We start from the raw sequence: 14,178 nt of genomic DNA, 5'->3' as shown, positions 1-14,178 counted from the left end.
ATGAGGTGAAAACCCCGCGATGAACAAAGAAATTTTGGCTGTAGTTGAAGCCGTCTCCAATGAAAAGGCGCTGCCTCGCGAGAAAATTTTCGAAGCGTTGGAAAGCGCGCTGGCTACAGCAACCAAGAAAAAATATGAACAAGAGATCGACGTCCGCGTACAGATCGATCGCAAAAGCGGTGATTTTGACACCTTCCGTCGTTGGCTGATTGTTGATGAAGTCACTCAGCCAACTAAAGAAATCACCCTTGAAGCCGCGCGTTATGAAGATGAAAGCCTGAACCTGGGCGATTACGTTGAAGATCAGATTGAGTCTGTCACCTTTGACCGTATTACGACCCAGACGGCAAAGCAGGTTATCGTGCAGAAAGTTCGTGAAGCCGAACGTGCGATGGTTGTTGATCAGTTCCGTGAACACGAAGGTGAAATCATCACCGGCGTGGTGAAAAAAGTAAACCGCGATAATATCTCTCTGGATCTGGGCAACAATGCTGAAGCTGTGATCCTGCGTGAAGATATGCTGCCGCGTGAGAACTTCCGCCCAGGTGACCGCGTTCGTGGCGTGCTCTATTCTGTTCGCCCGGAAGCGCGTGGTGCGCAACTTTTCGTTACCCGTTCCAAGCCAGAAATGCTGATCGAACTGTTCCGCATTGAAGTGCCGGAAATTGGCGAAGAAGTTATTGAAATTAAAGCAGCGGCTCGCGATCCGGGATCTCGTGCGAAAATCGCGGTGAAAACCAACGATAAACGTATCGATCCGGTAGGTGCTTGCGTGGGTATGCGTGGTGCACGTGTTCAGGCTGTTTCCACTGAACTTGGCGGCGAGCGTATCGATATCGTCCTGTGGGATGATAATCCGGCGCAATTCGTTATTAACGCGATGGCACCGGCAGACGTTGCTTCTATCGTGGTGGATGAAGATAAACACACCATGGATATCGCTGTTGAAGCCGGTAACCTGGCGCAGGCGATTGGGCGTAATGGTCAGAACGTGCGTCTGGCTTCGCAGTTGAGTGGTTGGGAACTTAACGTAATGACCGTTGACGACCTGCAAGCTAAACATCAGGCGGAAGCGCACGCAGCGATCGACACCTTCACCCGTTATCTCGACATTGACGAAGACTTCGCCACTGTCCTGGTAGAAGAAGGCTTCTCGACTCTGGAAGAACTGGCCTACGTGCCGATGAAAGAGCTGCTGGAAATTGAAGGCCTTGATGAGCCGACTGTTGAAGCACTGCGCGAGCGTGCTAAAAATGCACTGGCCACCATTGCACAGGCCCAGGAAGAAAGCCTCGGTGATAACAAACCGGCTGACGATCTGCTGAATCTTGAAGGGATGGATCGTGATTTAGCATTCAAACTGGCCGCCCGTGGCGTTTGTACGCTGGAAGATCTCGCCGAACAGGGCATTGATGATCTGGCTGATATCGAAGGGTTGACCGACGAAAAAGCCGGAGCACTGATTATGGCTGCCCGTAATATTTGCTGGTTCGGTGACGAAGCGTAATAAACTGTAGCAGGAAGGAACAGCATGACAGATGTGACGATTAAAACGCTGGCCGCAGAGCGACAGACCTCCGTGGAACGCCTGGTACAGCAATTTGCTGATGCAGGTATCCGGAAGTCTGCTGACGACTCTGTGACCGCACAAGAGAAACAGGCTTTAATTGACCACCTGAATCAGAAAAATTCAGGGCCGGACAAATTAACGCTGCAACGTAAAACACGTAGCACCCTTAACATTCCTGGTACCGGTGGAAAAAGTAAATCGGTACAAATCGAAGTCCGCAAGAAACGCACCTTTGTGAAACGCGATCCGCAAGAGGCTGAACGCCTTGCAGCGGAAGAGCAAGCGCAGCGTGAAGCGGAAGAGCAAGCCCGTCGTGAGGCAGAAGAATCGGCCAAACGCGAGGCGCAACAAAAAGCTGAACGTGAGGCCGCAGAACAAGCGAAACGTGAAACCGCTGAACAAGCAAAACGTGAAGCTGCGGAAAAAGACAAAGTGAGCAATCAACAAGACGATATGACTAAAACCGCCCAGGCTGAAAAAGCCCGCCGTGAGCAGGAAGCTGCAGAGCTTAAGCGCAAAGCTGAAGAAGAAGCTCGTCGTAAACTCGAAGAAGAAGCACGTCGCGTTGCTGAAGAAGCACGTCGTATGGCGGAAGAAAACAAATGGACTGATAACGCGGAACCGACTGAAGATTCCAGTGATTATCACGTTACCACCTCTCAACATGCTCGCCAGGCAGAAGACGAAAGCGATCGTGAAGTCGAAGGCGGTCGTGGCCGTGGCCGTAACGCGAAAGCAGCACGTCCGAAGAAAGGCAATAAACATTCTGAATCTAAAGCTGATCGCGAAGAAGCGCGCGCAGCAGTACGTGGTGGTAAAGGCGGAAAACGTAAAGGTTCTTCGCTGCAGCAGAGCTTCCAGAAACCAGCTCAGGCTGTTAACCGTGACGTCGTGATTGGTGAAACCATCACTGTTGGCGAACTGGCTAACAAGATGGCGGTTAAAGGCTCTCAGGTCATCAAAGCGATGATGAAGCTGGGTGCAATGGCAACCATCAACCAGGTCATTGACCAGGAAACCGCACAGTTAGTTGCCGAAGAGATGGGCCACAAAGTTATCCTGCGTCGTGAAAACGAACTGGAAGAAGCGGTAATGAGTGACCGTGATACAGGTGCTGCGGCTGAACCGCGTGCACCGGTTGTGACCATCATGGGACACGTTGACCACGGTAAAACTTCTCTGCTGGACTATATTCGTTCAACGAAAGTGGCTTCTGGTGAAGCGGGTGGCATTACCCAGCACATCGGTGCATACCACGTTGAAACTGAAAACGGCATGATCACCTTCCTGGACACCCCGGGGCACGCCGCGTTTACTTCAATGCGTGCACGTGGTGCGCAGGCAACTGACATCGTAGTTCTGGTTGTTGCTGCAGATGACGGCGTAATGCCGCAGACCATCGAAGCAATCCAGCACGCGAAAGCGGCAGGTGTGCCTGTGGTGGTTGCAGTGAACAAAATCGATAAGCCAGAAGCCGATCCGGATCGCGTTAAAAACGAACTGTCTCAGTACGGCATCCTGCCGGAAGAGTGGGGCGGTGAAAGCCAGTTCGTACACGTATCTGCAAAAGCGGGTACGGGTATCGACGAACTGCTGGATGCGATCCTGCTGCAGGCCGAAGTCCTGGAACTGAAAGCCGTACGTAACGGGATGGCGAGCGGTGCGGTCATCGAATCTTTCCTCGATAAAGGTCGTGGTCCGGTTGCAACTGTACTGGTACGTGAAGGTACTCTGCACAAGGGTGACATCGTTCTGTGTGGTTTCGAATACGGTCGTGTTCGTGCAATGCGTAACGAACTGGGTCAGGAAGTACTGGAAGCAGGTCCGTCCATTCCGGTGGAAATCCTCGGCTTGTCCGGTGTTCCGGCAGCGGGTGATGAAGTTACCGTTGTACGTGACGAGAAGAAAGCACGTGAAGTTGCACTGTATCGTCAGGGCAAATTCCGTGAAGTTAAACTGGCGCGTCAGCAGAAATCTAAACTGGAGAACATGTTCGCCAACATGACTGAAGGCGAAGTTCATGAAGTGAACATCGTTCTGAAGGCTGACGTACAGGGTTCTGTAGAAGCGATTTCCGACTCCTTGCTGAAACTGTCTACTGACGAAGTAAAAGTGAAGATCATCGGTTCTGGTGTAGGTGGTATCACCGAAACCGACGCGACCCTGGCGGCTGCATCCAACGCGATTCTGGTTGGCTTCAACGTCCGTGCTGATGCCTCTGCGCGTAAAGTGATTGAGGCTGAAAGCCTGGATCTGCGTTACTACTCCGTCATCTATAACCTGATCGATGAAGTGAAAGCGGCGATGAGCGGTATGCTCTCTCCGGAACTGAAACAACAGATCATCGGTCTGGCGGAAGTTCGCGATGTGTTCAAATCACCGAAATTTGGTGCCATCGCAGGTTGTATGGTTACCGAAGGTGTGGTTAAACGTCACAACCCGATCCGCGTTCTGCGCGACAACGTGGTTATCTACGAAGGCGAGCTGGAGTCCCTGCGCCGCTTCAAAGATGACGTTAACGAAGTCCGTAACGGTATGGAGTGTGGTATCGGCGTTAAGAACTACAACGACGTGCGCACTGGCGATGTGATCGAAGTGTTCGAAATCATCGAGATTCAGCGTACGATTGCCTAAGGTTGATTGGGTGTAGGCCGGATAAGGCGTTTGCGCCGCATCCGGCAGCCGTTGCCTGACGCGACGCTCGTGCGTCTTATCAGGCCTACGTGAACAGCCCTTCCACCTGAAATTAATTTTAAAAAGGGGCTTATGGCCCCTTTTTTGTCAGGAGAATTTATTATGGCGAAAGAATTTGGTCGCCCGCAGCGCGTAGCGCAGGAAATGCAAAAAGAGATCGCTCTCATCCTGCAACGCGAAATTAAAGATCCTCGTCTGGGCATGATGACCACCGTTTCCGGTGTCGAGATGTCTCGTGACCTGGCCTATGCCAAAGTGTATGTAACTTTCCTCAACGACAAAGATGAAGATGCGGTAAAAGCGGGCATCAAAGCGTTGCAGGAAGCCTCCGGCTTTATCCGCAGCCTACTTGGTAAAGCGATGCGCCTGCGTATCGTGCCGGAACTGACCTTCTTCTACGACAACTCACTGGTTGAAGGGATGCGTATGTCAAACCTGGTGACCAGTGTGGTTAAGCATGACGAAGAACGTCGTGTTAATCCGGACGACAGCAAGGAGGACTAATGAGTCGTCCTCGTCGTCGCGGCCGCGACATTAACGGCGTTTTGTTGCTGGATAAACCGCAGGGTATGTCCAGCAACGATGCGTTGCAAAAAGTGAAACGCATTTATAACGCCAATCGTGCTGGACATACCGGCGCGCTGGACCCGCTGGCGACCGGCATGTTGCCGATTTGTCTCGGGGAAGCGACGAAGTTTTCCCAGTACCTGCTGGACTCTGATAAACGTTATCGGGTGATTGCGCGTCTTGGACAGCGTACTGATACTTCTGACGCAGACGGACAAATCGTTGAGGAGCGCCCGGTAACCTTTAGTGCAGAGCAACTGGCGGCGGCACTCGATTCATTCCGTGGCGATATTGAACAAATCCCTTCGATGTATTCTGCGCTGAAATATCAGGGTAAAAAACTGTACGAGTACGCGCGTCAGGGCATTGAAGTGCCTCGTGAAGCACGACCGATTACCGTTTATGAGTTGCTGTTTATTCGTCACGAAGGCAATGAACTGGAGCTGGAAATTCATTGCTCAAAAGGCACCTATATCCGCACCATCATTGATGACCTGGGTGAAAAACTTGGCTGTGGCGCACATGTGATTTATCTGCGCCGTCTGGCTGTAAGCAAATATCCGGTTGAACGAATGGTGACTCTGGAACATCTGCGTGAACTTGTCGAGCAAGCCGAACAGCAGGGTATTTCGGCGGCACAATTACTTGATCCATTACTGATGCCAATGGACAGTCCAGCTTCGGACTACCCGGTGGTGAATCTTCCGCTAACGTCTTCTGTTTACTTCAAAAATGGTAACCCGGTTCGTACATCCGGTGCGCCACTGGAAGGACTGGTTCGTGTTACAGAAGGTGAAAACGGTAAGTTTATCGGTATGGGCGAAATTGACGATGAAGGCCGCGTTGCGCCTCGTCGCCTGGTGGTTGAATACCCGGCGTAATGCTATCCATCTTGCGATAACAGGTCGCTACGAGTAGAATACTGCCGCTTAACGTCGCGTAAATTGTTTAACACTTTACGTAACGTACACTGGGATCGCTGAATTAGAGATCGGCGTCCTTTCATTCTATATACTTTGGAGTTTTAAAATGTCTCTAAGTACTGAAGCAACAGCTAAAATCGTTTCTGAGTTTGGTCGTGGTGCAAACGACACCGGTTCTACCGAAGTTCAGGTAGCACTGCTGACTGCACAGATTAACCACCTGCAGGGCCACTTTGCAGAGCACAAAAAAGATCACCACAGCCGTCGTGGTCTGCTGCGCATGGTTTCTCAGCGTCGTAAACTGCTCGACTACCTGAAACGTAAAGACGTAGCACGTTACACCCAGCTCATCGAGCGCCTGGGTCTGCGTCGCTAATTCTTGCGAGTTTCAGAAAAGGGGGCCTGAGTGGCCCCTTTTTTCAAGCTGATGGCAGCAATTCACTGGAAACTAATGTATTGTTGCTATGAATGATCTTCCGTTGCAGAGGTTCGCGCGGCTAATGAGAGGCTTTACCCACATCAGGCTGGGTTAGGGTTGTCATTAGTCGCGAGGATGCGCAGAAGATCGGGTATTAACACCAGTGCCGTTAAGGTGCTGTCTAAGAAAGAGAAAGGATATTACATTGCTTAATCCGATCGTTCGTAAATTCCAGTACGGCCAACATACCGTTACACTGGAAACTGGCATGATGGCGCGTCAAGCCACTGCCGCAGTTATGGTTAGCATGGATGACACCGCGGTATTCGTTACCGTTGTTGGCCAGAAAAAAGCCAAACCAGGTCAGGACTTCTTCCCTCTGACCGTTAACTATCAGGAGCGTACCTACGCTGCTGGTCGTATCCCGGGTAGCTTCTTCCGTCGTGAAGGTCGTCCAAGCGAAGGCGAAACCCTGATCGCGCGTCTGATTGACCGCCCGATTCGCCCGCTGTTCCCGGAAGGCTTCGTCAACGAAGTTCAGGTTATCGCCACCGTGGTTTCTGTTAACCCGCAGGTTAACCCGGATATCGTTGCGATGATTGGTGCTTCCGCAGCACTGTCTCTGTCTGGTATCCCGTTCAATGGTCCGATTGGTGCTGCTCGCGTGGGTTACATCAATGACCAGTATGTACTGAACCCAACTCAGGATGAGCTGAAAGAGAGCAAACTGGATCTGGTTGTTGCCGGTACTGAAGCCGCTGTGCTGATGGTTGAATCTGAAGCAGAACTGCTGAGCGAAGACGTCATGTTGGGCGCAGTGGTGTTCGGTCATGAACAGCAGCAGGTTGTTATTCAGAACATCAATGAACTGGTGAAAGAAGCCGGTAAACCGCGTTGGGACTGGCAGCCGGAGCCGGTAAACGAAGCGCTGAACGCGCGCGTTGCTGCACTGGCTGAAGCTCGTCTGAGCGATGCTTACCGCATCACCGACAAACAAGAGCGTTATGCACAGGTTGATGTCATCAAATCTGAAACCATCGCTACGCTGCTTGCTGAAGACGAAACCCTGGACGAAAACGAACTGGGTGAAATTCTGCACGCTATCGAGAAAAACGTTGTTCGTAGCCGCGTACTGGCAGGCGAACCGCGTATCGACGGTCGTGAAAAAGATATGATCCGTGGTCTGGATGTGCGCACAGGCGTGCTGCCGCGTACTCACGGTTCTGCGCTGTTTACCCGTGGTGAAACTCAGGCGCTGGTTACCGCAACACTGGGTACTGCACGTGACGCACAGGTTCTTGATGAACTGATGGGCGAACGTACTGACACCTTCCTGTTCCACTACAACTTCCCTCCGTACTCCGTAGGCGAAACCGGCATGGTCGGTTCTCCGAAGCGTCGTGAAATTGGTCACGGTCGTTTGGCGAAGCGCGGCGTGCTGGCAGTAATGCCGGATATGGACAAATTCCCGTACACCGTACGTGTTGTGTCTGAAATCACCGAATCCAACGGTTCTTCTTCTATGGCTTCTGTGTGCGGTGCGTCTCTGGCGCTGATGGACGCAGGTGTGCCAATCAAAGCCGCTGTTGCGGGTATCGCAATGGGTCTGGTGAAAGAAGGCGACAACTACGTTGTATTGTCTGACATTCTGGGTGACGAAGACCACCTGGGCGATATGGACTTCAAAGTTGCGGGTTCCCGTGACGGTATCTCTGCACTGCAGATGGATATCAAAATTGAAGGTATTACCAAAGAGATCATGCAGGTTGCGCTGAACCAGGCTAAAGGTGCGCGTCTGCACATTCTGGGCGTAATGGAACAGGCGATCAACGTGCCGCGTGGCGATATCTCTGAGTTCGCTCCGCGTATCCATACTATTAAGATTAACCCGGACAAGATTAAAGACGTTATCGGTAAAGGCGGTTCTGTAATCCGTGCTCTGACTGAAGAAACCGGCACCACTATCGAAATCGAAGATGACGGTACTGTGAAGATCGCCGCGACCGACGGCGAGAAAGCAAAACACGCTATTCGTCGTATCGAAGAGATCACTGCAGAAATCGAAGTGGGTCGCGTCTACAATGGTAAAGTGACCCGTATCGTTGACTTTGGCGCATTTGTTGCCATCGGCGGCGGTAAAGAAGGTCTGGTACACATCTCTCAAATCGCTGACAAGCGTGTTGAGAAAGTGACTGATTACCTGCAGATGGGTCAGGAAGTACCGGTAAAAGTTCTGGAAGTTGATCGCCAGGGCCGTATCCGTCTGAGCATTAAAGAAGCGACTGAGCAGTCTCAACCTGCTGTAGCACCGGAAGCTCCGGCTGCTGAACAGGGCGAGTAAGGTTGCCATTTGCCCTCCGCGTTGACGGGGGGCTTTTAACCGGGCAGGACGCCTTGTTAGCAACCGGGAACAGGACGTTCATTCAACCGTGGTCTTCGGGAGTGGGAAATGAAGCCTTTTTTGCGCTGGTGTTTCGTTGCGACAGCACTTACGCTTGCAGGATGCAGTAATACTTCCTGGCGTAAAAGTGAAGTCCTCGCAGTACCATTGCAACCGACTTTACAGCAGGAAGTGATTCTGGCACGTATGGAACAGATCCTTGCCAGTCGGGCTTTAACCGATGACGAACGCGCGCAGCTTTTATATGAGCGCGGAGTGTTGTATGATAGTCTCGGTCTGAGGGCATTAGCGCGTAACGATTTTTCGCAAGCGCTGGCAATCCGACCGGATATGCCTGAAGTATTCAATTACTTAGGCATATATTTAACGCAGGCAGGCAATTTTGATGCTGCCTATGAAGCGTTTGATTCTGTACTTGAGCTTGATCCAACTTACAACTACGCGCACTTGAATCGCGGGATCGCATTATATTACGGCGGTCGTGACAAGTTAGCGCAAGATGATCTGCTGGCGTTTTATCAAGACGATCCCAATGATCCTTTCCGTAGTCTGTGGCTTTATCTCGCTGAGCAGAAGCTCGATGAGAAGCAGGCTAAAGAAGTGTTGAAACAGCACTTCGAAAAATCGGACAAGGAACAGTGGGGATGGAACATTGTCGAGTTCTACCTGGGCAACATTAGCGAACAAACGTTAATGGAAAGGCTCAAGGCGGACGCAACGGATAACACCTCGCTCGCTGAGCATCTCAGTGAAACCAACTTCTATTTAGGTAAGTACTACCTAAGTCTGGGGGATTTGGACAGCGCCACGGCACTGTTCAAACTGGCGGTTGCCAACAACGTTCATAACTTTGTTGAGCACCGATACGCATTGTTGGAATTATCGCTCCTGGGCCAGGACCAAGATGACCTGGCAGAATCGGACCAGCAATAGCTGACGTACACATCAGCCCGTAATCTTATTTGATTGCCATCACCTTAACGGGTGAGGGCGTTGTTGTTCGTTAATACACCTACTTTGAGCCGGTTCACACTTTTCAATGAAAATTGCTGATCAATTTCATGATGAGTTATGTAGACTGGCCGCCATTAATTTTGAGGCACACGTACTACATGGCTGAATTCGAAACCACTTTTGCAGATCTGGGCCTGAAGGCTCCTATCCTTGAAGCCCTTAACGATCTGGGTTACGAAAAACCATCTCCAATTCAGGCAGAGTGTATCCCACATCTGCTGAATGGCCGCGACGTTCTGGGTATGGCCCAGACGGGGAGCGGAAAAACTGCAGCATTCTCTTTACCTCTGCTGCAAAATCTTGATCCTGAGCTGAAAGCACCACAGATTCTGGTGTTGGCACCGACCCGCGAACTGGCGGTACAGGTTGCTGAAGCAATGACGGATTTCTCTAAACACATGCGCGGCGTAAACGTGGTTGCCCTTTACGGCGGCCAGCGTTATGACGTGCAATTACGTGCCCTGCGTCAGGGGCCGCAGATCGTTGTCGGTACTCCGGGCCGTCTGCTGGACCACCTGAAACGTGGCACTCTGGATCTCTCTAAACTGAGCGGTCTGGTTCTGGATGAAGCTGACGAAATGCTGCGCATGGGCTTCATCGAAGACGTTGAAACCATTATGGCGCAGATCCCGGAAGGTCATCAGACCGCTCTGTTCTCTGCAACCATGCCGGAAGCGATTCGTCGCATTACCCGCCGCTTTATGAAAGAGCCGCAGGAAGTGCGCATTCAGTCCAGCGTGACTACCCGCCCTGACATCAGCCAGAGCTACTGGACTGTCTGGGGTATGCGCAAAAACGAAGCGCTGGTACGTTTCCTGGAAGCGGAAGATTTTGATGCGGCGATTATCTTCGTTCGTACCAAAAACGCGACTCTGGAAGTGGCTGAAGCCCTTGAGCGCAGCGGTTACAATAGTGCTGCCCTGAACGGTGACATGAACCAGGCACTGCGTGAGCAGACTCTGGAACGTCTGAAAGATGGTCGTCTGGATATCCTGATCGCGACCGACGTTGCGGCCCGTGGCCTGGACGTTGAGCGTATCAGCCTGGTGGTTAACTACGATATCCCGATGGATTCCGAGTCTTACGTTCACCGTATCGGTCGTACCGGTCGTGCGGGTCGTGCGGGTCGTGCGCTGCTGTTCGTTGAGAACCGCGAGCGTCGTCTGCTGCGCAACATTGAACGTACTATGAAACTGACCATTCCAGAAGTAGAACTGCCGAACGCAGAACTGCTGGGCAAACGCCGTCTGGAAAAATTTGCTGCTAAAGTACAGCAGCAACTGGAAAGCAGCGATCTGGATCAATACCGTGCACTGCTGAGCAAAATTCAGCCGACTGCAGAAGGTGAAGAGCTGGATCTCGAAACTCTGGCTGCCGCACTGCTGAAAATGGCACAGGGCGAACGTACTCTGATCGTGCCGCCAGATGCGCCGATGCGTCCGAAACGTGAGTTCCGTGACCGTGATGATCGTGGTCCGCGCGATCGTAACGACCGTGGCCCGCGTGGTGACCGTGAAGATCGTCCGCGTCGTGAACGTCGCGATGTTGGCGATATGCAGTTGTACCGCATTGAGGTGGGTCGTGATGATGGCGTTGAAGTTCGTCATATCGTTGGCGCAATTGCTAACGAAGGTGACATCAGCAGCCGTTACATCGGTAACATCAAGCTGTTTGCTTCTCACTCCACCATCGAATTGCCGAAAGGTATGCCGGGTGAAGTGCTGCAACACTTTACGCGTACCCGCATCCTCAACAAGCCGATGAACATGCAACTGCTGGGCGATGCACAGCCGCAAACTGAACGTCGTGGTGGTGGTCGTGGTGTCGGTGGCGAGCGTCGTGAAGGCGGTCGCAACTTCAGCGGTGAACGCCGTGAAGGTGGTCGTGGTGATGGTCGTCGCTTCAGTGGCGAACGTCGCGAAGGCCGTGCACCGCGTCGTGAAGAGTCTACCGGTCGTCGTCGTTTCGGTGGCGATGCGTAATTCGCGCTGATCAGCGAATACATTCTGTAAAATAATATATACAGCCCTAATCATATCGATTGGGGCTTTTTTTTATTTCTTTTGTACTCGCGTACTGGTACAGTGCAACACATAACAACGCAGTCGCACTATTTTTCACTGGAGAGAAGCCCTTATGGCAACACTAACCACCACCCAAACGTCACCGTCGCTGCTTGGCGGCGTGGTGATTATCGGCGGCACCATTATTGGCGCAGGGATGTTCTCCTTGCCCGTGGTCATGTCCGGGGCGTGGTTTTTCTGGTCAATGGCGGCGCTAATCTTCACCTGGTTTTGTATGCTGCATTCCGGATTGATGATTTTGGAAGCTAACCTGAATTATCGAATCGGTTCGAGCTTTGATACCATCACCAAAGATTTGCTGGGCAAAGGCTGGAATGTCGTCAACGGTATCTCTATTGCCTTTGTGCTCTACATTCTGACCTACGCCTATATTTCTGCCAGCGGTTCTATTTTGCATCACACCTTCGCGGAGATGTCGCTGAATGTTCCGGCCAGAGCGGCAGGTTTTGGTTTTGCACTGTTGGTGGCGTTTGTGGTGTGGTTGAGCACCAAAGCAGTCAGCCGTATGACAGCGATTGTGTTGGGAGCGAAAGTTATTACATTCTTCCTCACCTTCGGTAGCTTGCTGGGGCATGTGCAGCCTGCGACATTGTTCAACGTTGCGGAAAGCAATGCGTCTTATGCACCGTATCTGCTGATGACACTACCGTTCTGTCTGGCGTCGTTTGGTTATCACGGCAACGTACCAAGCCTGATGAAGTATTACGGCAAAGACCCGAAAACCATTGTGAAATGTCTGGTGTACGGTACGTTGATGGCGCTGGCGCTGTATACCATCTGGTTGCTGGCGACGATGGGCAACATTCCGCGTCCGGAGTTTATTGGCATTGCAGAGAAGGGCGGAAATATTGATGTGCTGGTGCAGGCATTAAGCGGTGTGCTGAACAGTCGTAGTCTGGATCTGCTGCTGGTAGTGTTCTCAAACTTTGCGGTAGCGAGTTCGTTCCTCGGCGTAACGCTGGGCCTGTTCGACTATCTGGCGGATCTGTTTGGCTTTGATGATTCGGCATTGGGGCGCTTTAAAACGGCACTGTTGACCTTTGCGCCACCTGTCGTTGGTGGCCTGCTGTTCCCTAACGGATTTCTCTACGCCATTGGTTATGCTGGTTTAGCTGCTACCATCTGGGCGGCAATTGTTCCGGCTCTGCTGGCCCGCGCATCGCGTAAACGCTTTGGCAGCCCGAAATTCCGCGTCTGGGGCGGCAAACCGATGATCGTTCTGATTCTGCTATTTGGTATTGGCAATGCATTGATCCATATTTTATCGAGCTTTAATTTGCTGCCGGTGTATCAGTAATCATCTGTGCCTTATCCGACATTTCTGCTGCCTGCACAATGCCTGATGCGCTTCGGTTATCAGGTCTACGTAGGGCGGCGTTGCCAGGTCGGATAAGGCTTCCCGCCGTATCCGACAAAATAAAACACACTATCCCAGTAAATCTTCCTTCACATCCATCGCCAGTTCAAACGAATGCAGCCGCGCCTGGTGGTCGAAAATCTGCCCGTTAACCATAATCTCATCAGCGTCGGTTTCGCGCAGGATCGACTGTAAACCGTGACGCACTTTCGCTTTATCGCCCACCAGCGACATACTCAGCGCCTGCTGCACGCCATACTGCTCGGACGGCGACCAGAACTGATCCATATTCTGAATCGGTGGTGGCAGTTGCCCGGTTTCACCGCGGCGTAGCTTCACAAAGGCTTGCTGCATCGAGGTAAACAGGAATTCAGCGTCGCGGTTGCTATCAGCGGCGATGATATTGATACACACCATTGCGTACGGTTTCTCCAGTCGTGCGGAGGGTTTGAAGTTGCTGCGATAAAGTTGTAGTGCCTGGAACAGCATATCCGGCGCGAAGTGTGAGGCAAAGGCAAACGGCAGGCCGAGCTGCGCCGCCAGTTGTGCGCTGTAAAGGCTGGAGCCTAATAACCACACCGGGATTTTCTCGCCATAGCCTGGCACCGGGCGTACATGTGGATTGGGATCACGAGCGTCAAACCAGTCCACCAGCTCAGCAACATCGCGGGGGAAATTATCAATATCACCACTCATATGGCGACGCAGCGCCATCATTGTCCGCTGATCGCTACCTGGAGCACGACCCAGCCCCAAATCGATTCGACCCGGATAGAGCGTATTGAGTGTGCCGAACTGTTCTGCAATTACCAACGGTGAATGGTTAGGTAACATCACGCCGCCGGAACCCAGATGCAGCGTGGTGGTATTCGCTGCCAGATAGCCAATCAACACCGATGTCGCCGCACTGGCAATGCCGGTCATATTGTGATGTTCCGCCAGCCAGTAGCGATGATAGCCGCGCTTTTCAGCCAGACGAGCCAGGTCCAGAGAGTGGGAGAACGCTTCTCGCGCCGTTGAACCTTCGGGGATGGGGGCCAGATCGAGTAGCGAAAACGGAATGGTTTTATCAGTCATAACAGCTCACTTTGTTACCGATTAATCTTTAATACTGCATTAAAGAGTAGTTAAAGTTGTTAACAAAGTGAGC

11 protein-coding genes are annotated in these 14,178 nt (G+C 52.0%); 10 read left to right on the top strand and 1 reads right to left on the bottom strand.

The window, feature by feature from the left end:
• The first annotated feature begins 19 nt into the window (after positions 1-19).
• The 10 genes from nusA to mtr all read left to right on the top strand — a co-directional run bounded on the left by nusA (position 20) and on the right by mtr (position 12,968).
• Entirely contained in the window at positions 20-1,507 is a 1,488-nt protein-coding gene (nusA, locus tag C1192_RS13585) for a transcription termination factor NusA (RefSeq protein WP_001031045.1), read from the top strand.
• Positions 1,508-1,531: 24 nt separating this feature from the next.
• Positions 1,532-4,204, top strand: a complete 2,673-nt coding sequence (gene infB / locus C1192_RS13580) for a translation initiation factor IF-2 (RefSeq protein WP_000133058.1) — start codon at positions 1,532-1,534, stop codon at positions 4,202-4,204.
• A gap of 162 nt (positions 4,205-4,366) precedes the next feature.
• Positions 4,367-4,768, top strand: a complete 402-nt coding sequence (gene rbfA, locus C1192_RS13575; RefSeq protein WP_001040205.1) for a 30S ribosome-binding factor RbfA — start codon at positions 4,367-4,369, stop codon at positions 4,766-4,768.
• Positions 4,768-5,712, top strand: coding sequence for a tRNA pseudouridine(55) synthase TruB (gene truB / locus C1192_RS13570; RefSeq protein WP_000089692.1), 945 nt, complete (start codon positions 4,768-4,770; stop codon positions 5,710-5,712). Before rbfA ends, truB begins: the two co-directional genes overlap by 1 nt.
• A gap of 148 nt (positions 5,713-5,860) precedes the next feature.
• Positions 5,861-6,130: a 30S ribosomal protein S15 gene (gene rpsO, locus C1192_RS13565; RefSeq protein ID WP_000059469.1), complete on the top strand. Its 270-nt coding sequence runs from the start codon at positions 5,861-5,863 to the stop codon at positions 6,128-6,130.
• Positions 6,131-6,377: 247 nt separating this feature from the next.
• The gene (gene pnp / locus C1192_RS13560; protein WP_038355870.1) at positions 6,378-8,513 is read left to right on the top strand and encodes a polyribonucleotide nucleotidyltransferase; all 2,136 of its coding nucleotides are present in this window, start codon (positions 6,378-6,380) and stop codon (positions 8,511-8,513) included.
• Between the two features lie 108 nt (positions 8,514-8,621).
• Positions 8,622-9,506 carry a lipoprotein NlpI gene (gene nlpI, locus C1192_RS13555; RefSeq protein ID WP_000802080.1) on the top strand — a complete coding sequence of 295 codons (885 nt, stop codon included), beginning with the start codon at positions 8,622-8,624 and terminating at the stop codon, positions 9,504-9,506.
• A gap of 106 nt (positions 9,507-9,612) precedes the next feature.
• Positions 9,613-9,693 (top strand): protein YrbN, encoded by an 81-nt coding sequence (gene yrbN, locus C1192_RS13550; RefSeq protein ID WP_010723222.1) that lies wholly within the window; start codon positions 9,613-9,615, stop codon positions 9,691-9,693.
• On the top strand, positions 9,686-11,569 hold the full coding sequence (gene deaD / locus C1192_RS13545; RefSeq protein ID WP_010379192.1) for an ATP-dependent RNA helicase DeaD: 1,884 nt from the start codon (positions 9,686-9,688) through the stop codon (positions 11,567-11,569). Before yrbN ends, deaD begins: the two co-directional genes overlap by 8 nt.
• Positions 11,570-11,723: 154 nt before the next feature.
• Positions 11,724-12,968 (top strand): tryptophan permease, encoded by a 1,245-nt coding sequence (gene mtr, locus C1192_RS13540; protein WP_001517158.1) that lies wholly within the window; start codon positions 11,724-11,726, stop codon positions 12,966-12,968.
• 129 nt (positions 12,969-13,097) lie between these two features.
• On the opposite strand, the gene C1192_RS13535 is transcribed toward mtr, so the two are convergent.
• On the bottom strand, positions 13,098-14,105 hold the full coding sequence (locus C1192_RS13535; protein WP_016249243.1) for a luciferase-like monooxygenase: 1,008 nt from the start codon (positions 14,103-14,105) through the stop codon (positions 13,098-13,100).
• Positions 14,106-14,178: the final 73 nt, after the last annotated feature.

This window comes from Escherichia marmotae, assembly GCF_002900365.1.
Lineage (GTDB): Bacteria > Pseudomonadota > Gammaproteobacteria > Enterobacterales > Enterobacteriaceae > Escherichia > Escherichia marmotae.
The sequence above is the reverse complement of the archived record's forward strand: the minus strand, read 5'-3'. Positions and strand labels throughout refer to the sequence as shown.

Excerpts from the sequence above, each read along its gene's own strand:
- C1192_RS13535 (WP_016249243.1), bottom strand. The coding sequence starts at position 14,105 with ATGACTGATAAAACCATTCCGTTTTCGCTACTCGATCTGGCCCCCATC.
- mtr (WP_001517158.1), top strand. The coding sequence starts at position 11,724 with ATGGCAACACTAACCACCACCCAAACGTCACCGTCGCTGCTTGGCGGC.
- rbfA (WP_001040205.1), top strand. The coding sequence starts at position 4,367 with ATGGCGAAAGAATTTGGTCGCCCGCAGCGCGTAGCGCAGGAAATGCAA.
- yrbN (WP_010723222.1), top strand. The coding sequence starts at position 9,613 with ATGAAAATTGCTGATCAATTTCATGATGAGTTATGTAGACTGGCCGCC.
- nlpI (WP_000802080.1), top strand. The coding sequence starts at position 8,622 with ATGAAGCCTTTTTTGCGCTGGTGTTTCGTTGCGACAGCACTTACGCTT.
- nusA (WP_001031045.1), top strand. The coding sequence starts at position 20 with ATGAACAAAGAAATTTTGGCTGTAGTTGAAGCCGTCTCCAATGAAAAG.
- rpsO (WP_000059469.1), top strand. The coding sequence starts at position 5,861 with ATGTCTCTAAGTACTGAAGCAACAGCTAAAATCGTTTCTGAGTTTGGT.
- infB (WP_000133058.1), top strand. The coding sequence starts at position 1,532 with ATGACAGATGTGACGATTAAAACGCTGGCCGCAGAGCGACAGACCTCC.
- deaD (WP_010379192.1), top strand. The coding sequence starts at position 9,686 with ATGGCTGAATTCGAAACCACTTTTGCAGATCTGGGCCTGAAGGCTCCT.
- truB (WP_000089692.1), top strand. The coding sequence starts at position 4,768 with ATGAGTCGTCCTCGTCGTCGCGGCCGCGACATTAACGGCGTTTTGTTG.